Below are 20,418 nucleotides of genomic sequence, written 5' to 3'. Positions count from 1 at the left end.
GTTTTTTTGTATCTTGAAATTATTATTAAATAATCTATATAAATAATGAAATTAGAAAATACTTCGTATCAGTTTTTAAAAGATTTACATGAAAATAATAACCGTGATTGGTTTGCAGAACATAAAAAAGTATACGAAAATTCATTAGCTAATGCTAAAGAAGTATTTTCTAACATTCATCACAACTTAGAATTACACGACGAGATAGAAAAACAAAAAGTGTATCGTATATACAGAGATGTACGTTTTTCAAAAGATAAAACTCCCTACAATCCACGATTTGCAGTTTCTTATTCAAGAAAAGGAAAACATTTAAGGGGCGGATATTTCTTACAAATAAAACCAGGAGATACCGTATTAGGAGGTGGATTTTGGCAACCAGAAAAAGACGATTTATTTAGAATACGAAAAGAATTCGAATTAGATGATTCTGAGATTAGAGAAATCCTTTCAGAAGAAAAATTTGTCAAATATTTCGGAGGAGAGTTAGAAGGAGAAGAATTAAAATCTGCACCAAAAGGATTTGATAAAACTCATCCAGCAATAGATTTAATCAGAAAAAAAGGATTTATTGCAGTTAGAAAGTTTACGGATAAAGAGGTGCTTTCAGCAAATTTTGTACAAGAAATAGACGATTCATTTAAAGCACTTCGACCGTATTTCAATTTAATGAGTGATATTTTAACAACAAATCTAAACGGAGAGAGTTTAATTTAAGTTGATTTTAATTTCTTTCTTAAGAAACCAATAAGTTACTACTGTCGAAAGAATATCGGCAATAGGAAATGACATCCAAACACCATTTACACCAAAAAATTCAGGTAAAATATATACTAAGGGAATTAAGAAAAAACCTTGTTTTAATAGCGTTAATAATAGGGCGGGAGTTGCTTTACCAGCTGCTTGAAAATAAGCTGAACCAATTAATTGAATGGTAATTACTGGAGTAGCTAAAAAGGCGATAATTAAAGCATTTGGAGTAAGTAGCAATAATTCTTTATCGTTTGTAAATAAGTTTACCAATTGGTTTGGGAAAAGCATTATTAATACAAAAATTAAGGTTGCAATTGCAGTTCCAAACCAAATAGATGTCTTAATAGTTTCTCTCACTCTCATCGAGTTGTTAGCTCCATAATTATACCCCGCGATGGGTAAAAAACCTTGAGTTACACCTAAAACAGGAAATAAAGCAAACATCATAACTCTATTGATAATACCGTAAATAGCTATCGAAATTTCACCACCGTATTTATAAAGTGTATAGTTTAAAATGACAACAAGAATACTAATTACACCTTGTCTAATAACTGTAATTCCACCTAAAGAAACAATCTCTTTTAATATCGAAAAGTTGATAATAAAGTATTTAGGAATAATCTTTAATTCAGAATTTTTAGAAAGAAAAAACCATAAAATAAACAATCCGCTAACTCCATAAGATATTGAGGTTGCTAATCCTGCTCCGAACATTCCTAAATTCATTATTTTAATAAAAAGTATGTCTAAAATAATATTAGATATAGCAGGAAATATCAACGTAAACATTGCATAGTTGGGTTTTCCAACGGCTCTAATCACTGGGTTCCCCATCATAGCAAACGCTAAAAAAGGAACTCCCCAAATAATTACATGAAAATATTCTGTAGCAGGCTCTATGATGTTACCATTCGCACCAAAAAGCTGTAAGATTGGTAAGCAAAAAAATGTGCTGCCAAATACAAATAAAAAGGAAAGACCTAAGGTTAAACTTATCTGATTACCAAATACTTCAAAAGCTTTAGAAGATTGCTTTTTACCTAATGCTCTAGAGATAATAGAACTACCACCAACACCAATTCCCATTCCAATAGAAGAAATAAAGAAAGCTATTGGTAATACAACCGTAATAGCTGCAATAGCTAATACGCCAATCCATTTTCCAACAAAAATTGTATCTACAATCATGTTTAAAGACATGACTAAAATTCCTATGGAAGCAGGTATTGCTTGCTGTAAAAGAAGCTTACTTATTTTTTCAGTACCAAATTTGCTGGTAGTTTTATTCATAATTAAAATTGAGCATTCGAATATCTAAAATATTATCCGATTGGTATAAAATCTCTATCACATTTAAGTAATAATTAACATCAATACTGTAAGTTTGTTAAATGGAAGTTTATGAAACAACACGACTAGTAAAAGAAAATGAAATAGATATGCTTAATCACGTAAATAACGTGGTGTATTTACAATGGGTACAAGATGTAGCCGAAGAGCATTGGAACTATTTAACCAAAGATAAAGAGCAATTAACGGACTATATTTGGGTAGTTATTCGTCATGAAATAGACTATAAAAATCAGGCAGTATTGAATGATGAAGTTATTGTAAAAACCTGGGTTGGTACTACCGAAGGAATAAAATCTGAGCGTCATGTCGAATTTTTTAAAGAAGAAATTTTGTTAGCCAAAGCAAAAACTACTTGGTGTTTGTTAGATGCTAAATCGCATAGACCTAAACGAATTACTGAAGAAATTAAAAAGTTATTATTGCCTTAAATACTCCTATCTTTGCCCTTATAAAATTTTGAAATGACAACATTTACCGATTTAGGAGTACGAAAAGAATACATAAAAGGATTGAAAGAGTTAGGAATTAAAACTCCTACAGAGGTACAACAAGAAGCGATACCGTATTTACTTGAAAATAATTCAGATTTTATTGGATTGGCTCAAACTGGTACTGGTAAAACTGCCGCTTATGGGTTACCAATTTTACACAAAATTAATCCGAAGAAAGATCAAATTCAAGCATTAATTTTATCTCCAACAAGAGAATTGGTTCAGCAAATTAAAAAGCAATTATTTAAGTTTACTAAATATGTAGATGATAAAATTTTTGTTGAAGCTGTTTATGGAGGAGAAAAGATTGATCGACAAATCAAGAATTTAAAAAGAACTACTCATATTGTGGTGGCAACTCCAGGCAGATTAATAGATTTAATTGAAAGAGGAGAGGTTGATTTAAAAAACATTCACACGTTAGTTTTAGATGAAGCAGATGAAATGTTGAGTATGGGGTTCAAACTTGAATTGAATAGAATTTTAAAATACACGTCTGGATCAAGAAAAACATGGCTGTTTTCAGCAACTATGCCCGATGAAATTAGAAGTATTATTAATAAATATATGAATGCTTCAGCAAAACAAATTGAAGTAAATAAAAATGCCTTAGTAAATGCTAATATTACGCATCAGTTTGTTCAAACTACCATTCAAGAAAAGTTAGATGTAATTGTTAAGTTTTTAGAGAAAAGACATTCAGAAAGAGGAATTATTTTCTGTAGAACGAAAGCTGGAGCTAAAAAGTTAACGAAAGAATTACAAGAAGAAGGTTTTTCAGTTGAAGCTTTAGAGGGTGATATGCAGCAAAAAGAAAGAGATAAGGTAATGCGTGCTTTTAAAAATGAAAGTTTACAAGTATTAGTATCAACAGATGTTGCAGCAAGAGGAATTGATGTAAAAGATTTAGGTTTTGTATTGCATCATCAATTACCAGAAAAATTAGAATATTACACACATAGAAGTGGAAGAACAGCAAGAGCAGGAAAAAGAGGAGTGTCGTTATCTTTAATTCTTGAAAACGAAAGAAACAAGGTTAAAGAAGTTGAAAAGTCATTGCAAATAAACTTGTCAGAAATTACTATTTAATGAGTATTATTTACGCCATAGATATTGCAGGGACTTTTGCTTTTGCTATAAGCGGAGCCTTGGTTGCTATTAAAAAAGACTTTGATGTTTTTGGAGTTATAATAATAGCTTTTGTTACTGCGGTAGGTGGTGGAATGATACGTGATGTGTTAATTAATGCACATCCTATAAATTGGATTGGAGACATTAATTATATATGGACAATTTTATCAGCAGTTTTAGTGACATTTCTGTTCAAAAGTAAAATAGCTCCTCTGAGAAAAACCATGTTTTTATTCGATACAATTGGTATTAGCGTATTTACATTATTAGGTTTACAAAAAGGATTAAACTATGAATTACATCCATTCGTAGCTTTAGTAATGGGAATGGTTTCCGCAGTTTTTGGAGGCGTTATAAGAGATGTGTTAACTCGTAGAGTTCCTTTAATATTTAAAAAAGAAATTTATGCTTCGGCATGTTTAGCGGGTGGAGTTGTATATTTATTATTAGATCAACTACAATTAAATGCCGATTTACAATTTATATTAGCTGCTTTAGTAATTGTAACCATTAGAACTGTAGCAGTTGTATATGAATTAGAGCTACCGAAAATTAAAAATGATGTTTTAGGAAAATAAATGTTTATGGAAAAATTAGTGTTAAATAACCTTAGTGAGTTAGATAATTTAGTAGGTAAAGATTTACCAGTAGGAGAGTGGTTTACTATAACTCAGACCATGATTAACGATTTTGCTAATGCAACATTAGATAAACAATGGATTCATGTTGATGAAGAAAAGGCTGCAAAGTACTCACCAACAAAAACTACTATAGCTCATGGTTTTATGTCGGTTTCAATGCTATCGGAATTGATAGCGAACGTAATTGAAGTTAAAAGTGTAAAAATGGGATTGAATTACGGATTAAACAAAGTTCGTTTTCCAAATTCGGTACCCGTAAATAGCCAATTACGATTAAAAAGTTCACTTAAAAATATTGAAGATTTTTCCAAAGGAAAAAAATTAACAATAGATTGTTTGGTAGAAATTAAAGGGCAAGAAAAACCTGCGTGTATAGCAGAATTCATTTTTGTCTTAATAGAATAAAAAAGCTGATGTTTTTACATCAGCTTTTTTTATTTAGTTTATGAAAGCCACCCTTTTTGAGTTACTTTTTTAGAATAGAAATATAAAAATAGTCCTAAGGCTAATACCATTATAGGCATAATTACTGCTCCTGGTCCATAAACTTCTAATGCTTTACTAATAAATAAATTATAGAACATTTGAACTATAATCCCTATTAAAGACAAAAGAAAGATAGGAGTTGCTATTTTCTTTCTTAATAATAAGAAAATACAGCCTAACGTTCCACCAAAAACGGCAATAGCAAAAGCTGCCATAACCCAAGAAGGAGTATTTAGAACCATTTCTAAAACTTCTTTGTCAGGATACATAGCTTTAAAAGCATCTGTTTTATAGGCTTGTTGAATGTAAGCATTTACTCCCATGGCATTCCATAAGAGAGCTACAACACCAATTATCCAAAATAAAACTGAAGGTTTGTTAGTGTTTGTCATAGTTAAAAAGTTGAGTTAGTAGGTATCTAATTTAATAATAAACTACAATGAATCAAAGTAAAAGGTTTTTTACTGCTGTAAAGATTTATATATTTGATAGGAAATTTAACGAATCATGGCAAAAAATCGAATTTTAATTTTAGTGTTCTTTTTCATTAATCTTGTTTTATTTTCTCAAAAAAAAGAGTTGCCAGAAGGCTGGGATACAATATTGTTAGAAGGAAAAGAAGCTTATATGAATTTAATTACAGGTGATGTTGTTACTGAAAAACCAACAAAAGCAGCAAAGAAACCAAAAAAGGTTGTAGAATATGATCCTACAATTACTCATACAGTATCAAAAGGTGAAACCTTAAGTATTATAGCTAGAAAGTATAATTTAAACTTAGCACAATTATACAGATTAAATAGTTTAGAAGATTTTGATACAATTGAAGTAGGGCAGGAGATAGTTGTTGGTTATAAAGAAGAAAAAATACAGAAGAAAAGTTCTGTGAAGAAGAACGATGTTAAAGAAGAATCGAGATCAGTATCAGTTTATAAAATAAAAAATGGTGATACTTTATTTAGTATAGCTAGAAAACATAATATATCTGTGGCGGCTTTAAAAAAGTTAAATAGTTTAAATTCTAATATGATTAAAGTGGGACAAAAGTTGAGAATTAAATAAATGCTCTTAAAAAATTGTTAAAGATTATTAATTAGCGTAACTAACTTGGTTAAACATCGTCTTATAAGTGATTGCTTAACAATTAAGTTAGTGATTAGTTAGTTTTTAATAGTTGATGAAAGAAAGGCTCAAGTGAAACTTGGGCCTTTTTTATTTTAGTTGATAAGCAATACCAACTTCCATTCCTAAAATGTTGTATCCACTATTAGGGTTTGCAAAGTTAAAGTTAGATACATGTCCAAAATTACTTCCTAAATAAATATTTGTTTTAGCACTTGTTTTGTAGTTAAAACCTAAAGAAAAGTTCTCTATAAAAGTAAAACCTTTAGCTAATCTTTCTGTTGGTGTATCAATGTATGATAGCCCTAATCCTACAGAAAATTGTATGTCGAGTTTTTTTAATAGCGTTCTTCGAATACTTAAAGCTGTTTCAAAAGAGTATAAGTTCATGCTTTTTAGCAAAGCATAAGTTTCTCTTTTCAGCAAGTAATTTTCTTCTTCAGGTTGTACAAAGTGAATATTTAATAACTGATGTTTTAAAAATTGTACTTGAGGTTGAAAAATTAAATCAACTTTAAAATTATTAAACTGGGTGAGTTTATAAAATAGTTGCGCTTTGATAGTATTCGTTGTATAGTAATAATCTTTATCGTTAAAAAGGAAGTTTTCTTCATTTCCGTAGTTATATAAAACTCCAATTTTGTACGGAATTAACTTACTTTTTTCTTGAGCATTCATTGAGAATACAATAAGAAAGAATAAAATTGAAAGAAGTTGTTTCATAACATTTAATAATGTTGCAAAAATAAAATATCGATTAGAAAATCCTAATCGATATTTATAAATCTTATTTAAAAAGAAAACTATCTACGTCTACGTCTTCTACTAAAGTTTTCTACTTTTTTTCCTTTTTGAGAACTTGAGTTTGAATTAGAATCACTACGTCTTCTTCTTCCAAAACCTTTACTTGGGCTGTTGTTGTCGCTTCTTCTATCTCCTCCAGGACCTCTTCTTCTACGACGACCACCGCCACCTGATCTTCTGTCAGACTTAGTAATTTCTACATTTACTTTTCTACCACTAAATTCAGGTTTGTTTTGTTCGAAAGCAGCTAAAGTTTCAGCTTCAAAATTCTTGTCAATTTCAAAGAAAGAGAAGGTGTCTAAAATATCAATAGCTCCGATTTCAATTTTATCTCCAATGTTTTGATCGTTGATAACTCCAATTAATTTGGCTGGATTTAAACGATCTTTTCTACCAATATTAATAAAGAAACGAGTCATGTTCTCAGCTGTAGAACGTCCTCTTGAATTATCTCTCGAACCTAAATCATTTAAATCTGGTGCATTTTCATAGTACGATAAGAAGGTGTTAAATTCTAAAGAAACGAACTTCTGAATTAATTCTTCTCTCGATAAATCTTCTAACTTCTCATAAATATTAGGTAAAAATCCTTCTATTTGAGTTGTGTTAACTTCTGTATTTTTTACTTTATCGATTAAGTGGAATAATTGATTTTCGCAAATTTCTTTTCCTGAAGGAACAGGAGTTTGCTCAAACTTCTTTTTTAATATTCTTTCGATAGGTCGTAATCTACCTTGTTCTTTTTTAGTAACCAAAGCAATAGAAACTCCTTTGTTACCAGCTCTACCTGTTCTACCACTACGGTGGTTGTAATTTTCAATTTGATCTGGTAATTTATGGTTAATTACGTGTGTTAAGTTATTTACATCTAAACCACGAGCAGCAACATCTGTAGCCACTAAAATTTGAATATTCTTCTTACGGAATTTCTCCATAACAGAATCACGTTGTGCTTGCGATAAATCTCCATGTAGAGCATCTGCATTATATCCGTCTCTAATTAAATTATTAGCAACTTCTTGAGTTTCTCTACGAGTTCTACAGAAAACAATTGCGTAAATATTAGGATTTAAATCGGCAACTCTTTTTAAAGCAGGATAACGAGTTCTTTCGTTTACTAAATAATATTCGTGACTTACGTTATCTGAACCTTGGTTTTTCTGACCAGAAGTAATTTCTACCGGTTGCGTCATATAATTATTCGCAATTGCTTCAACTTCCTTTGGGAATGTAGCAGAGAATAATAAAGTCTGCTTGCTATCTGGAGTTGCTTCTAAAACTTGGTCTAATTCATCTTTGAATCCCATGTTCAGCATTTCATCAGCTTCATCTAAAACCAACCATCGAACATTACCCAATTTTAAAGCTCTTCTTTTAATTAAATCAACTGTTCTACCAGGAGTACCCACAACTATTTGTGCACCTCTTTTAAGCTTTCTTATTTGCTCATCGATATTAGCACCACCATAAACAGTTACAGTTTTTAAGTTAGGTAAATACTTAGAAAATTGTTCTATGTTTTTACCAATTTGAACTGCTAACTCTCTTGTTGGCGATAAAATAATTGCTTGAGTATTTACATTTGTTTGATCTGCTAACTCAATAATAGGTAAGCTAAAAGCTGCTGTTTTACCAGTACCAGTTTGTGCGAAAGCTTTTAAATCTTCTTCTGAAGAAATTATTTGTGGAATTGCTTTTTGTTGAATAACAGTTGGCGTTTCGTAACCTAAGTCTACTAACGCTCTAGTGATAGGTTCTTTTAAACCTAATTCTAAAAATGTCGACATGCTGTGAATTTTTCAGAACTCACAGATGCCCCTCTGCGAACTCTTATTAATTAAATTTATCTCTTAGTGAGATTTTGGACGGCGCAAAAGTACGGTAAATAAAACGATTAAGAACTACTTGATGAGTTATTTTTGTAAATCAGCTAATTGTTGGTTTAATTTATCAGAAGATAAACTACTATACCCGTTTTTTACAATTCCATTTTCATCTACTAAAATTAAACGAGAAAATTTACTAGTTAAAAATTCTTTTGCTTTACTATCGTCAGCTAATCTAAGTTGCCCTTTAATATCGATATTTTTTGTAAAACAATTTTTAGATTTTTTACAAGAATTAACTATTAAGAAGTTGATATTAGGGTTTTTCTTTTGAAGATATTTTATTCTAGAAGCAACCCATTCATCTGAAGTAGATTTATGATTTCTAAAGTATAAAACGGTTTTTTTACCTTTTACTAAGTTAGAAGCTTCAATCATTTCACCTGTAGCATCTACTAAATTAAATGAAGGCAATTTATCTCCTTTAGTAACATGCTTGGTATCGTTAATTAACCGCTGAATTTCTTTTTTATTATCAATATCAGAACTTAGTTTAAAAAAAGTATACAAAACTTTTTTGTTAGAACGATGACAAGTTTCGGTAAAGAAATGTTTAATAGTAGAATTAAATAAAAGCCTATTTTTCACTTTTTCATCTTTTATTTTACTTCCAATATTATTTAATAGTTCAATTACAAAAGCTTCAGTATTATGTTTAATTCCTTTTTGATGTACGTCGTTGTATAAACTTGTAATTACATATTCATTATAAGGATAGAAGAACATTAATGAATCTAGAGAGGTATTAATGTTTTCTTTATAATTAAAGTAATTATTATTTAATGAATCTTTTTTATGATGCGTAGCATTATTAATAGCATATTGCTCTAATTTAGTATATGCTTGATAGGTGAGAGCTATTTCTAATAAACTTAAAAAACGTTCAGATTCGTCTTCATTTTGATCTATATAAGAAGCTAATTTATCTTTTTTAAGACTTATGATAGAATCAAATGCTTTTTTGTAATCTTTAGAGTTTAATCCTTTAAACTGATAAAACTTTTTAAGGTCTTCTTCATTTTCTAAAAATACTTCAATTAAAGCATTATTTCTTTGCGCATTTGAACCACTAAAAACTAAAGATTCATCGAAAACTCCCCAAGTATTTAAACGTAGTAAAATACTGTCTTGTGGTTGAATATAAACATACTGATGCTCAGGACCATGCTTAAAGTAATATAAACCTTCTTTTATGTCTTTATATTTACCTAAAAAGCTATGATCGTCTTTTAAAGGAATTGTATCTGCAAAATTGTTATGATTTGTAAGAACTACAAACTTAGATTTTGGGTTAATTATTTTTCCGCCAAAATAAGTGTAATTCTCCTTTTGCTTAGAGTTACAACCAATAAACGTTAATAATATGAGAGGTAAAACGTATCTTATCATTCAATATACATGAGTTTAGCTCAATGTTCAAAAATAGATATCTCCTTATAATCTTGATGTTAACGCGTTGTTAAAAGAATTATAAAAGCCCAAATGTAATATGTTAAATATTTGTGTGCAAATTCTTAAAAAGTATTTAGTTTTTTTACTTTTGCACCGAATTTAAAAAATAAAGAATGTTATCAGTTTCTAATTTATCAGTTCAATTTGGTAAACGTGTTTTATTTGATGAAGTAAACACAAAATTTACGCAAGGAAATTGCTACGGGATCATTGGTGCTAACGGAGCAGGAAAATCTACTTTCTTAAAGATTTTATCTGGGAAAATGGATCCTACCTCTGGTCATGTACACTTAGAACCAGGAAAGCGTATGTCGGTACTTTCTCAAGACCACTATGCCTTTGATGAGTTTCCAGTTTTAGAAACTGTTATAATGGGTAATAAAGATTTATATGCTATTAAAAAAGAAATAGATGCTTTATATGCCGATTATACTGATGAAAATGCAGAGAAAATAGGTGAACTTCAAGTTAAGTTTGAAGAAATGAATGGTTGGAATGCCGATGCCGAAGCTGCAGCAATGTTATCTAACTTAGGTATTAAAGAAGATTTACATTATTCTTTAGTTAAAGATTTAGATGGTAAGCAAAAAGTACGTGTGTTATTAGCACAAGCATTATTTGGAAATCCTGATGTATTAATTATGGATGAGCCTACCAATGACCTTGACTTCGAAACTATTTCTTGGTTAGAAAATTTCTTAGCTAATTACGATAATACTGTAATTGTTGTATCTCACGATCGTCACTTTTTAGATGCTGTTTGTACGCATATTTCTGATATTGATTTTAGTAAGATTAACCATTTCTCAGGGAACTATACATTCTGGTATGAATCTTCTCAATTAGCGGCTAAACAGAGAGCTCAACAAAACAAGAAGGCAGAAGATAAGAAGAAAGAATTAGAAGAATTTATCCGTCGTTTTTCTGCAAACGTAGCAAAATCTAAGCAAGCTACATCTCGTAAGAAAATGATTGAGAAATTAAATGTTGAAGAAATTAAGCCATCAAGTCGTCGTTATCCTGCAATTATTTTTGAAAGAGATAGAGAAGCAGGTGATCAGATTTTAAATGTTGAAGGTTTATCTAAAACAGATGCTGAAGGAGAATTATTATTCTCAAACATCGATATAAACTTAAATAGAGGAGATAAAGTTGCTATTATTTCTAAAAATTCTAAAGCAACAACTGCTTTTTATCAAGCGATTACTGATAATGATCCTGCTGATGCTGGAAAAGTTAGTTGGGGTGTTACCACAACGCAATCATATTTACCAGCAGACAACTCTGATTTTTTCCAAAACGGAGAGTTAAACTTAGTAGATTGGTTACGTCAGTATGCAAAAACAGAGGAGGAGAGAGAAGAAGTTTTCTTAAGAGGTTTCTTAGGGAAAATGATTTTCTCTGGTGAAGAAGCATTAAAGAAAAGTAATGTATTGTCTGGAGGTGAGAAAGTACGTTGTATGTTATCTCGAATGATGATGACTCGTGCTAACATTCTTTTATTAGACGAACCAACAAACCACTTAGACTTAGAATCTATTCAAGCACTAAACAACTCCTTAATTAATTTTAAAGGAACTGTATTATTTACAACACACGATCATGAGTTTGCACAAACTGTAGCGAATAGAATTATTGAGATTACACCAAAAGGAGTAATTGATAAATATGCTACTTTCGATGAGTATTTAGACGATCCGAAAGTAAAAGAATTAAGAGAGAAAATGTATTTTTAAAATCGCAGAATACTTAATTTATAAAACAAAAAAGGAAGCAATTTTGCTTCCTTTTTTTATTTTTCTTCGTCAGTAATACTTTCATTTTCAAAAAAACTGAAAACATTACCACCATAACGTTTATCGTAACTGTGTTTTGGATGATCAGTTAAATCTGTATGTTTAGAGTGTTCAACAATTAACAATCCATCGTCATTTAAAAGGTTTCTTTCAAAAACTAAATCGACTATTTTTAAAAATTGACTTTCCTCAAAATCGTAAGGAGGATCAGCAAAAATAACATCGGTTTTTAAAGGAGTTTTTTCTAAGAATTTAAAAACATCGCTTTTAAAAGTATTAATTTCAGTATTTAAATTTTTTGCGGTTTCATTGATGAATTTAATACAATTATAATGTGTATCAATTGCATAAATTTCTTGTGTTCCTCGAGAAGCAAATTCGTAACTGATGTTACCAGTACCTGCAAATAAATCGATGACAGAAATTCCATCAAAATAATACAAGTTATTAAGTATATTAAATAGAGATTCCTTTGCCATATCTGTCGTTGGACGAACAGGTAAATTTTTTGGTGCAGAAATTCTTTTACTTTTATATTTTCCTGATATAATTCTCATTATCCTATTAAAATGTAGTTTGAGTGATTAGAAAACTCTTCACTTTCCTTAAAGAAAGTATTGTTGCTTTTTATAAAATCAACATTTCTTACATAATTGTAGGTTATGTTGTACAATTCTGATTCTTTTTCAATATCACCAATAAATGTTAAAGAAAACTCATTAGGATCCATTTGTAATTGTTCAGCTGTAAATAAAATATAATACAAGAAATCTTCTTTTGTTTCGTAAGAAAATGAATTGCTAAATAAAAGCTGCTTTCCTTTGGTTACAATAATGTCTATAGATTTTGAATTTACATAAACATAAAATTGTTGGTGTTCATTATTAAGATTCAAGAGTTTATCTACTAATACAGTTGAATGATGCTTGAATTCAAATTCCCCAAAATTTTGAAATAAGTAATTATTGATATTTACATAAGGAATGTAAACGGTATTAGCTTCAATATTGTCAAGAGTATCGTAAGTGATATAGTCGGTAGGTAAGGTTTTTACCGAATATTTTAAATACGGTTTAAGATTGTTTCTATCAAAATATTCTTCAGGAACTAGAGTCGCTAAATTATTTTGATGAACTGCAAAAACAGAGGTAAAGTCTCCTTGTAAGTCATTATCAGAAGCAAAAACATTCATTAAATTACTTAATAAAAGCTCAGGAGAAGAAACAGGTTTATCAAATTCGTATTTAGTGAAAGTGATGATTTCTTCAGTATCTGAATTTAGAATACAAAAAGAAAATCCATCCAAACTAAATTGGATGGATAATTTTTTATTCTGTGCTACTGCCTTATTATTTCTTCTCGTCTTTTTTTGCAAGTGCTTCAGCTTTATCGTAAGAAGGAGGCCAGTTACCACCAGTTGAAACTTCGTCTAATGATCCTACAGAAACAAATTCTCCTTTAATTTGATCATTTTCTACAGCTTCTAATTCTTGTTTTACTAAGTTAGGATTCATTCCTTTTAAGATTGAAGCTTTATCAACTTTAGCTTCGAATACAGGAACGTTTAATCCAGCTACTTTTTCTACCATTCCAGTAGCAATAGTAAATTCTTTATCAGTTCCAGGAACGTTAAACATTCCTTTATAATCTACATCTTTAAAGTAGTTCTTTGCTGGTTCAAAATCTACAGTATCAACAACTCTTACAGAAATCTTTTTAGTAATTCCACCACCTAATTCAACTTCTTTTTCAACGTTGTTTACTTGAGTGATAGCTAATGAATCTCCTTCGATGAAAGTAATTAATTCGTTTTTATCTTTAGCGTAAGTACCTTTAGCTTCGTTGTACTTAATTTGGGCATCACGAATTTGTTTTAAGTTATTAATAACTTTAGCGTAACGAACTTTTTTCTCTTTGTTAAAGTTAATAGGCTCCATAATAGCACCATAAATAAGGTATCCTAAATACCCTGCTGCCAGTAATAATAAAATAGATATTACAGGTCTTGCTTTTAATGGTACAAATTTTACTATTAAAAAAGCTAAAAGAAATGCAACCGCCACAGCTGCTAAAATCATTACTAATAAATTCATTTTTATTGTTTTTAATATATGATACTGGCAAATCTACAATTTTTTTTTAATCATAAAAATAAATATTGCAATTAGATTTATCTTTGCTCATATTTAAAAATATGTTAAAGACACCTTCTGAATTTTATAAAGAAATCCTTAAAAAATTTCCGTATTCACCTACTATAAAGCAAACCAAGTTGTTAGAAACTCTTTCTAGGTTTATTTATACCGATAATGATAGAGAATTATTTGTTTTAAAAGGATATGCAGGTACAGGAAAAACAACTGTAATTAGCGTATTTGTTAATAGTTTATGGAAAGCAGGTAAAAAAGGTGTTTTATTAGCTCCAACGGGTAGAGCCGCTAAAGTAATAGCCAATTATTCTAAAAAAGAAGCATTTACCGTACATAAAAAAATCTATTTTCCTAAAAAACAAAGTAATGGAGGTGTAAATTTTGTATTACAACCTAATAAGCATACGAATACAATATTTATAGTTGATGAAGCTTCCATGATTTCTGATCAACAGCAAAATGCGAAACTTTTTGAAAACGGATCGTTATTAAATGACTTAATGCAATATGTGTATTCTGGTAAAAATTGCAAACTTATTTTTATTGGAGATACAGCACAGTTACCACCAGTAAAGTTGAATGTGAGTCCAGCTTTAGAACCCGATGAACTTGCTTATCAATATAATAAGGATGTGTTAGACATCGAATTAGACGAAGTAGTTAGACAGCAAGAAGACTCTGGAATCTTATTCAATGCTACCGATTTACGTATCCTAATTCAAAATGAAGCAACTCATTTTATATTCGATTTGAATTTTCCTGACATTATTCGTTTAGAAGACGGTTACGATATTCAAGATGCTATAACATCGGCATATGATGGAGATATTGGTGTAGAAGATACCGCAATTATTGTTCGTTCTAATAAAAGAGCGAATCAATACAATCAGCAAATTAGAACAAAAATTAGAGGACAAGAAAACGAAATATCGGTTGGTGATTATGTAATGGTAGTTAAGAACAATTATTTCTGGTTAAAAAGTTCTTCATCTGCAGGATTTATTGCCAATGGAGATATTTGTGAAGTTCAACGAATTCATAACATTAAAGAATTATACGGATTTAAATTTGCTGAAGTAGAAATCCGTATGATTGATTATCCTGATATGCAACCTTTTGATACTGTATTGTTGTTAGATACGTTAACGAGTGAAAGTCCATCATTAACTTATGAAGAATCTAATAAACTTTACGAAGCTGTAAAAGAAGATTTTGCACACGAAAAATCGAAGTACAAACAGTTTATGGGTGTTAAAAAGAATAAATATTTCAATGCATTACAAGTTAAGTTTTCTTATGCAATGACCTGTCATAAATCTCAAGGAGGGCAATGGAAAACTATATTTATAGAGCAGCCTTATTTACCGGACGGACCATCTGTAGAATATTTACGTTGGTTATATACTGCTATAACACGTGCCCAAGAAAAACTGTATTTAATTGGTTTTAAAGAAGAGTATTTTTTAGAATAAAATGTTAGCATTTTGTTAATATAATTTAATCGCTATTTAAAAATAGTACATTTGTTTACCAATCAAACTATTAAGAATGCGTAAACGAATCTTATCTGTTGTAACACTATTGTTAGTTGTTACGAATATGAATGCTCAAAAACCTCAAAAGTTAACGTCAAATCAAATTTTTGAAAAAGTACAAAAGCTTAATTTTTTAGGATCAGCATTGTATATAGCAGCGCACCCTGATGATGAAAACACACGTTTAATTGCTTATTTGGCGAATCATGAAAAAGCAAGAACAGCTTATTTATCATTAACAAGAGGTGATGGAGGGCAAAACTTAATTGGTCCGGAAATTCGTGAGTTATTAGGAGTTATTCGTACGCAAGAATTGTTAGCGGCAAGAGGAGTTGATGGAGGCGAGCAACGTTTTAGTAGAGCCAATGATTTTGGATATTCTAAGCACCCAGATGAAACTTTAAAAATTTGGGATAAAGATAAAGTGCTAGCCGATGTAGTTTGGGCAATTAGAACTTTTAAACCTGATGTAATCATCAATCGTTTTAATCATAGAACTCCAGGAACTACGCATGGTCACCATACTTCATCAGCCATGTTAAGTGTTGAGGCTTTCGATTTAGCAGGAGATAAAACAAAATATCCAAATCAACTTAATAAAACATCTGTATGGCAACCCAACAGATTGTTTTTTAATACTTCTTGGTGGTTCTACGGAAGTAGAGAAAACTTTGCAAAAGCAGATAAGAGCAAAATGTTGAATGTTGATGTAGGAGTGTACTATCCTTTAAAAGGGTTGTCAAATAACGAACTAGCTTCTATTGCAAGTAGCCAGCATTTATGCCAAGGATTTGGTCGTTTAACTACTCGTGGAAGTCAAACTGAATGGGTGGAATTTTTAAAAGGAGATTTTCCGAAGGATAAAAAAGATCTTTTCTCAGGAATCAATACCACATGGAATCGTGTAAAAGGAGGAGGAGAAATAGGTGATATTTTATATGAAGTTGAAAAGAATTTCGATTTTGTAAATCCGTCAAAACATCTTCCTGCATTGATAAAAGCATATGGAAAGATTCAGAAATTAGAAGACCAACATTGGAAAAAAATCAAAACAAAAGAAATTAAAGATATTATTTTAGCTTGTAGCGGTTTGTATTTAGAAGCTTCGGCAAGTACCTCTAGCACTACACCAAATAGTAACGTAACGGTTTCTTTTGAAGCGCTGAATAGAAGCAATCAATCTATAGAATTAAGTTCAATTACGTTTTTACCAGAGCAACAAAAAATTAAAAAAGAGTTAGATTTATTACCAAACAAGAAGCAAAATTTCAAAGAAACGTTGTCGGTAGGAAATTTAGAATATTCTTCACCTTATTGGCTGAATGAAAAATCGAGTTTAGGTATGTACAAGGTAAAAGAATTGGGATTGATTGGGAAACCAGAAACTCCGAGACCAATTCAAGTTCAATACGATTTAATGATTGATAATGAAGCTATTTCATTTATCATTCCAGTAGTACATAGATATTCAAAAAGAGATAAAGGAGAAATTTACGAGCCTTTTGAAATTCTGCCGAAAGTAACAACAAAATTACTTCATAAAGTATTAATTTTCTCTAACGAACAATCGCAAAAAGTAATTGTTGAAGTTAAAGCAGGAGCTAAGAATACTAACGGAACAATTGCATTAAATATTCCTGATGGATGGAATGTATCTCCAAAAGAAGCATCTTTTTCTATTGAGCAAAAAGGAGATATTCAGTTAGTAGATTTTATGTTGAGCCCGTCTAAAAATCAATCAGAAGGAACTATTGAAGCAGTTGCAACTGTAAATGGAAAAAAGTTTGATAGAGAATTGATAGAAATTAATTACAATCATATTCCTAAGCAATCAGTTTTAATGCCTTCAGCAGCTAAAGTTGTACGTTTAGATATTCAAAAAGTAGGAAAAAAGATTGCGTATATTCAAGGTTCTGGTGATGCTGTCCCAGAAAGTTTACGACAGATAGGGTATAGCGTTATTGAGATTGATCCGAAAAATATAAACGATAAAAACTTAGAAGATTTCGATGCAGTTGTGGTTGGTATTAGAGCGTATAATACTTTACCAGAATTACAGTTTAAACAAAAGTATTTATTAGATTTTGTGAAAAATGGAGGTAATTTAATTGTACAGTACAACACCAATAGAAGAGTAGATGTAAAAGCTCCATTTAATTTAAAGTTATCGAGAGATAGAGTTACAGATGAGCATGCAAATGTAACGATGTTAGCTAAAGATCATTCGGTGCTAAATTATCCAAATAAAATATCAAACAAAGATTTTGAAGGTTGGGTTCAAGAACGTGGATTGTATTTTCCTAATCAATGGGCAAAAGAATTTACACCAATATTATCGATGAATGACAAAGGAGAATCTCCTAAAGAAGGAAGTTTACTGATTGCCAAATATGGTAAAGGAAACTATATTTATACTGGATTAAGTTTCTTTAGAGAATTGCCTGCTGGAGTTCCTGGAGCTTACAAATTATTCTCAAATATGTTATCTATAGGTAAAGAGAAGAAAGAGTCTAAAGAAAAAATGAAGCTTTAATTCAAAAATATTATCATATCTAAAAGCCTTAAAGATTTTAATCTTTAAGGCTTTATTTTTTAGACTTAAAAAGATTTACAGAAACTGTAGCTAATTCTGAATTTGGAAACTTTTTAAAAGTATTTTGATTAGAAACTAATCCGATTTCTTCCATAGTTTTCATGTACTCATCCAATTCTATAATATATTGATCTGAATATCCATGAGTTGCATCGTAGGCAGTAGCAGCAGTTTTTCCCATATTTTCTGAAACTAATTCGGGCTTTGATGTGTGTAATTCTATGAGTAACAAGCCAAATTTATTAATATAAGGAACCCAATTTTTAAAATGTTGTTTTAAAGATTCAATAACTAAGTTGTTATTTAAGCGTTTTCCTTTATAGGCATAAGCTCCTGTAGAAGTTGTTATCGGGATATTTCCATTAATAGTTGGTGGTTGCCAAATTCTATTATGATCTAAAAATGTTCTTACATTTAACAAATCCGATAAGTTGATTCCATATTTGTTTTGCAAGTCTTCAGACATCGCTTTTGGGTTCCCAATATCTCCCCAAATAACTTTAGCCCAAATATCTGCTTGCACTAGGTTTTTTCTAGTAATTTTTAAAGCAGCTTCATTATAATCTACACCAATCAATAATAGAGGATAATCTTCCAAAACTTTTCCTCGATTGGTTTGATTTTCAATCACATTGAAAAGATGTTTTAAAAAAGCACCGTTACCACAGCCTACATCTAAAATACCTTTAGGCTGTTCGTGAATAGGTTTGTTAAATAATTCGATGATTATTTCATCAATCACTCTAAAATAGGCTGCATGAGCACCGCCACTTCCCCAAACATTCATTTCTCTATCCACATGAATTTCTTCGTTATGAATACTCGGAGTATCAAACATAGTTGGATTTCCAAAAATGAGTTTGTCTAGCTTTCTTAAGGTTGGAATGTAAGAAACAGTAACTCCGTATGCACTAGCTCGTCTTGCAAAAAAGAGCCCTTTATCAGTAAATTCATAAGAATCATTGCTTTTTTCAAACCATTGTAATTCTGATAATATGTTTAATAATCGACTAAAAGTTTCAGCATCTTTATGAAATTCTTCTGCGGTAAATTTTGTTTGCATAAAATATTGATGAAACATACCACTCATACCTAAAAGTACGATGGTAGGCCCTACAATAATTCCTTCAATATGCGCTAGAATTTGGTTTAGAATTGCATTGTTTTCACTGGCAGTAATTCCGAATTTATTTTTGAAATTTAGATACAGACTTTCTAATTTTAAAAAAGGAGGTTTTTCGAATTTTCTAGAACTATACTCTTCAGAAAATTGTAATAATTCAAAAGCTTCTTTGTACAAATGAAAATAAGAAAAAGCACTTGCTGATTTTTCATTAAGCTCAAAAACAACAGTGTTTTTAGTATTGTCTACAATTTGAGTTAACCAGCCTTGAGAGCATAAAGTTCTTAACGCTACATTTAAATAACCATCATTAGCATTGAATTGAGTTGCTATTTCTGATAAAGTTACTGATGTATGTTCTAATAGATAATCTGTAATTCCTTTTTCATATAAGACGTAAGCCGAAGGACAAGTAACAATACCGTCTAAATGACGAAATAATTGGCTTCTTAGTAATGTTTTTTGTTGTTTGGTTAGCATGTAGAACTTTTAATCTTAAATATAAGTAATTAATATTAAAAGTTTTAGCTTTTTTAAATATGATAAACTATAGATTTTCTAAAATTGAATAATAAACAAAAGAATAATAATCGTGATACTGAGGAAGCAACACATTTTCTAAGTTTTTTGTATTGATTAAGGTATTGAGATCAAATAATTTTAACTCGTCTACTTCTTCTTTTTGTATTTTTAATTTTTTTATAGGAATGGTTAATTCGGCAATAAAAACATGATGAAACTCATTATCTATAATTCCATTTGGATGATTAATCATATGTTTTCTTGTGCCAATTTTCTGTAATTCTTTTTGGGAAATTGTAAATCCGATTTCTTCAGCAATTTCTCTAATAGCTGCATTTTCAATATTTTCTCCAGCTGCAATATGACCAGCAACAGAAATATCCCAAAGACCAGGAAAGACTTTTTTAGTGAGTGCTCTTTTTTGTAATAAAATTTGATGCTTTTTTGTATACAACCAAATATGAACAGTAGGATGGAAGTATCCTTTTTTATGAGCTACTGATTTTAAAGAACTTTTACCAGTATAATTTCCGTTTTCATCGAGAATATCTATTAGTTCATCCATAAGAAATAAAAA

General features: G+C 30.2%; 19 protein-coding genes. 9 read left to right on the top strand and 10 right to left on the bottom strand.

Annotation, left to right across the window (positions count from 1 at the left end):
- The first annotated feature begins 45 nt into the window (after nucleotides 1-45).
- Nucleotides 46-717 carry a DUF2461 domain-containing protein gene (locus WH52_RS01870; protein ID WP_086029216.1) on the top strand — a complete coding sequence of 224 codons (672 nt, stop codon included), beginning with the start codon at nucleotides 46-48 and terminating at the stop codon, nucleotides 715-717.
- Here WH52_RS01870 and WH52_RS01865 read toward each other — a convergent pair.
- Entirely contained in the window at nucleotides 709-2,046 is a 1,338-nt protein-coding gene (locus WH52_RS01865; protein ID WP_086029215.1) for an MATE family efflux transporter, read from the bottom strand. The two genes, WH52_RS01870 and WH52_RS01865, sit on opposite strands and share 9 nt — an antisense overlap.
- Before the next feature lie 101 nt (nucleotides 2,047-2,147).
- Between WH52_RS01865 and WH52_RS01860 the strand changes: the two genes are divergently transcribed.
- The 4 genes from WH52_RS01860 to WH52_RS01845 are packed head-to-tail and all read left to right on the top strand — an operon-like array spanning nucleotide 2,148 to nucleotide 4,777.
- A complete protein-coding gene (locus WH52_RS01860) occupies nucleotides 2,148-2,537 on the top strand; it encodes an acyl-CoA thioesterase (RefSeq protein WP_086029214.1) in 390 nt (129 codons plus the stop codon).
- A gap of 33 nt (nucleotides 2,538-2,570) precedes the next feature.
- Nucleotides 2,571-3,689 carry a DEAD/DEAH box helicase gene (locus tag WH52_RS01855; protein ID WP_086029213.1) on the top strand — a complete coding sequence of 373 codons (1,119 nt, stop codon included), beginning with the start codon at nucleotides 2,571-2,573 and terminating at the stop codon, nucleotides 3,687-3,689.
- A complete protein-coding gene (locus WH52_RS01850; protein WP_086029212.1) occupies nucleotides 3,689-4,309 on the top strand; it encodes a trimeric intracellular cation channel family protein in 621 nt (206 codons plus the stop codon). Before WH52_RS01855 ends, WH52_RS01850 begins: the two co-directional genes overlap by 1 nt.
- Nucleotides 4,310-4,315: 6 nt before the next feature.
- Entirely contained in the window at nucleotides 4,316-4,777 is a 462-nt protein-coding gene (locus WH52_RS01845; protein WP_086029402.1) for a MaoC family dehydratase, read from the top strand.
- Nucleotides 4,778-4,815: 38 nt separating this feature from the next.
- On the opposite strand, the gene WH52_RS01840 is transcribed toward WH52_RS01845, so the two are convergent.
- On the bottom strand, nucleotides 4,816-5,250 hold the full coding sequence (locus WH52_RS01840) for a hypothetical protein (RefSeq protein ID WP_086029211.1): 435 nt from the start codon (nucleotides 5,248-5,250) through the stop codon (nucleotides 4,816-4,818).
- 115 nt (nucleotides 5,251-5,365) lie between these two features.
- Between WH52_RS01840 and WH52_RS01835 the strand changes: the two genes are divergently transcribed.
- Nucleotides 5,366-5,920: a LysM peptidoglycan-binding domain-containing protein gene (locus tag WH52_RS01835; protein ID WP_086029210.1), complete on the top strand. Its 555-nt coding sequence runs from the start codon at nucleotides 5,366-5,368 to the stop codon at nucleotides 5,918-5,920.
- A 150-nt stretch (nucleotides 5,921-6,070) separates the two neighbouring features.
- Here WH52_RS01835 and WH52_RS15005 read toward each other — a convergent pair whose 3' ends face one another.
- The 3 genes from WH52_RS15005 to WH52_RS01820 all read right to left on the bottom strand — a co-directional run bounded on the left by WH52_RS15005 (nucleotide 6,071) and on the right by WH52_RS01820 (nucleotide 10,059).
- A complete protein-coding gene (locus WH52_RS15005; RefSeq protein ID WP_233131498.1) occupies nucleotides 6,071-6,703 on the bottom strand; it encodes an acyloxyacyl hydrolase in 633 nt (210 codons plus the stop codon).
- Between the two features lie 80 nt (nucleotides 6,704-6,783).
- Nucleotides 6,784-8,571 (bottom strand): DEAD/DEAH box helicase, encoded by a 1,788-nt coding sequence (locus WH52_RS01825; protein WP_086029209.1) that lies wholly within the window; start codon nucleotides 8,569-8,571, stop codon nucleotides 6,784-6,786.
- Between the two features lie 126 nt (nucleotides 8,572-8,697).
- Nucleotides 8,698-10,059: a thioredoxin domain-containing protein gene (locus WH52_RS01820; RefSeq protein WP_086029208.1), complete on the bottom strand. Its 1,362-nt coding sequence runs from the start codon at nucleotides 10,057-10,059 to the stop codon at nucleotides 8,698-8,700.
- A gap of 176 nt (nucleotides 10,060-10,235) precedes the next feature.
- Between WH52_RS01820 and WH52_RS01815 the strand changes: the two genes are divergently transcribed.
- Complete coding sequence (locus WH52_RS01815; RefSeq protein WP_086029207.1) at nucleotides 10,236-11,858, top strand: ABC-F family ATP-binding cassette domain-containing protein; 1,623 nt, start codon at nucleotides 10,236-10,238, stop codon at nucleotides 11,856-11,858.
- 56 nt (nucleotides 11,859-11,914) lie between these two features.
- On the opposite strand, the gene rsmD is transcribed toward WH52_RS01815, so the two are convergent.
- From rsmD to WH52_RS01800, 3 genes are read right to left on the bottom strand one after another with little or no spacing between them, the layout of a single operon-like run.
- Nucleotides 11,915-12,475: a 16S rRNA (guanine(966)-N(2))-methyltransferase RsmD gene (gene rsmD / locus WH52_RS01810; protein ID WP_086029206.1), complete on the bottom strand. Its 561-nt coding sequence runs from the start codon at nucleotides 12,473-12,475 to the stop codon at nucleotides 11,915-11,917.
- Nucleotides 12,475-13,293 (bottom strand): DUF3822 family protein, encoded by an 819-nt coding sequence (locus WH52_RS01805; protein WP_233131497.1) that lies wholly within the window; start codon nucleotides 13,291-13,293, stop codon nucleotides 12,475-12,477. The genes rsmD and WH52_RS01805 overlap by 1 nt, the downstream gene beginning before the upstream one ends.
- Entirely contained in the window at nucleotides 13,268-14,011 is a 744-nt protein-coding gene (locus tag WH52_RS01800; protein WP_086029205.1) for a hypothetical protein, read from the bottom strand. The genes WH52_RS01805 and WH52_RS01800 overlap by 26 nt, the downstream gene beginning before the upstream one ends.
- Before the next feature lie 101 nt (nucleotides 14,012-14,112).
- On the opposite strand from WH52_RS01800, the gene WH52_RS01795 reads away from it, so the two are divergent.
- Nucleotides 14,113-15,540, top strand: coding sequence for an ATP-dependent DNA helicase (locus WH52_RS01795; RefSeq protein ID WP_086029204.1), 1,428 nt, complete (start codon nucleotides 14,113-14,115; stop codon nucleotides 15,538-15,540).
- 76 nt (nucleotides 15,541-15,616) lie between these two features.
- Nucleotides 15,617-18,136 (top strand): PIG-L family deacetylase, encoded by a 2,520-nt coding sequence (locus tag WH52_RS01790; RefSeq protein ID WP_086029203.1) that lies wholly within the window; start codon nucleotides 15,617-15,619, stop codon nucleotides 18,134-18,136.
- Nucleotides 18,137-18,188: 52 nt separating this feature from the next.
- Here WH52_RS01790 and WH52_RS01785 read toward each other — a convergent pair whose 3' ends face one another.
- Together WH52_RS01785 and WH52_RS01780 are read right to left on the bottom strand one after the other, a co-directional pair.
- On the bottom strand, nucleotides 18,189-19,799 hold the full coding sequence (locus WH52_RS01785; protein WP_086029202.1) for a class I SAM-dependent methyltransferase: 1,611 nt from the start codon (nucleotides 19,797-19,799) through the stop codon (nucleotides 18,189-18,191).
- A 67-nt stretch (nucleotides 19,800-19,866) separates the two neighbouring features.
- Nucleotides 19,867-20,406 carry an NUDIX hydrolase gene (locus WH52_RS01780; protein ID WP_086029201.1) on the bottom strand — a complete coding sequence of 180 codons (540 nt, stop codon included), beginning with the start codon at nucleotides 20,404-20,406 and terminating at the stop codon, nucleotides 19,867-19,869.
- Between the last annotated feature and the right edge of the window lie 12 nt (nucleotides 20,407-20,418).

Origin of the sequence: Tenacibaculum holothuriorum (assembly GCF_002120225.1) — a bacterium.
GTDB classification, from domain to species: Bacteria; Bacteroidota; Bacteroidia; order Flavobacteriales; family Flavobacteriaceae; genus Polaribacter; species Polaribacter holothuriorum.
This window is presented reverse-complemented; position numbering and strand designations above follow the sequence as displayed.

What these genes read in the sequence shown, in the direction of transcription:
- WH52_RS01870 (WP_086029216.1), top strand. Translation starts at nt 46, where the DNA reads ATGAAATTAGAAAATACTTCGTATCAGTTTTTAAAAGATTTACATGAA.
- WH52_RS01865 (WP_086029215.1), bottom strand. Translation starts at nt 2,046, where the DNA reads ATGAATAAAACTACCAGCAAATTTGGTACTGAAAAAATAAGTAAGCTT.
- WH52_RS01860 (WP_086029214.1), top strand. Translation starts at nt 2,148, where the DNA reads ATGGAAGTTTATGAAACAACACGACTAGTAAAAGAAAATGAAATAGAT.
- WH52_RS01855 (WP_086029213.1), top strand. Translation starts at nt 2,571, where the DNA reads ATGACAACATTTACCGATTTAGGAGTACGAAAAGAATACATAAAAGGA.
- WH52_RS01850 (WP_086029212.1), top strand. Translation starts at nt 3,689, where the DNA reads ATGAGTATTATTTACGCCATAGATATTGCAGGGACTTTTGCTTTTGCT.
- WH52_RS01845 (WP_086029402.1), top strand. Translation starts at nt 4,316, where the DNA reads ATGGAAAAATTAGTGTTAAATAACCTTAGTGAGTTAGATAATTTAGTA.
- WH52_RS01840 (WP_086029211.1), bottom strand. Translation starts at nt 5,250, where the DNA reads ATGACAAACACTAACAAACCTTCAGTTTTATTTTGGATAATTGGTGTT.
- WH52_RS01835 (WP_086029210.1), top strand. Translation starts at nt 5,366, where the DNA reads ATGGCAAAAAATCGAATTTTAATTTTAGTGTTCTTTTTCATTAATCTT.
- WH52_RS15005 (WP_233131498.1), bottom strand. Translation starts at nt 6,703, where the DNA reads ATGAAACAACTTCTTTCAATTTTATTCTTTCTTATTGTATTCTCAATG.
- WH52_RS01825 (WP_086029209.1), bottom strand. Translation starts at nt 8,571, where the DNA reads ATGTCGACATTTTTAGAATTAGGTTTAAAAGAACCTATCACTAGAGCG.
- WH52_RS01820 (WP_086029208.1), bottom strand. Translation starts at nt 10,059, where the DNA reads ATGATAAGATACGTTTTACCTCTCATATTATTAACGTTTATTGGTTGT.
- WH52_RS01815 (WP_086029207.1), top strand. Translation starts at nt 10,236, where the DNA reads ATGTTATCAGTTTCTAATTTATCAGTTCAATTTGGTAAACGTGTTTTA.
- rsmD (WP_086029206.1), bottom strand. Translation starts at nt 12,475, where the DNA reads ATGAGAATTATATCAGGAAAATATAAAAGTAAAAGAATTTCTGCACCA.
- WH52_RS01800 (WP_086029205.1), bottom strand. Translation starts at nt 14,011, where the DNA reads ATGAATTTATTAGTAATGATTTTAGCAGCTGTGGCGGTTGCATTTCTT.
- WH52_RS01795 (WP_086029204.1), top strand. Translation starts at nt 14,113, where the DNA reads ATGTTAAAGACACCTTCTGAATTTTATAAAGAAATCCTTAAAAAATTT.
- WH52_RS01790 (WP_086029203.1), top strand. Translation starts at nt 15,617, where the DNA reads ATGCGTAAACGAATCTTATCTGTTGTAACACTATTGTTAGTTGTTACG.
- WH52_RS01785 (WP_086029202.1), bottom strand. Translation starts at nt 19,799, where the DNA reads ATGCTAACCAAACAACAAAAAACATTACTAAGAAGCCAATTATTTCGT.
- WH52_RS01780 (WP_086029201.1), bottom strand. Translation starts at nt 20,406, where the DNA reads ATGGATGAACTAATAGATATTCTCGATGAAAACGGAAATTATACTGGT.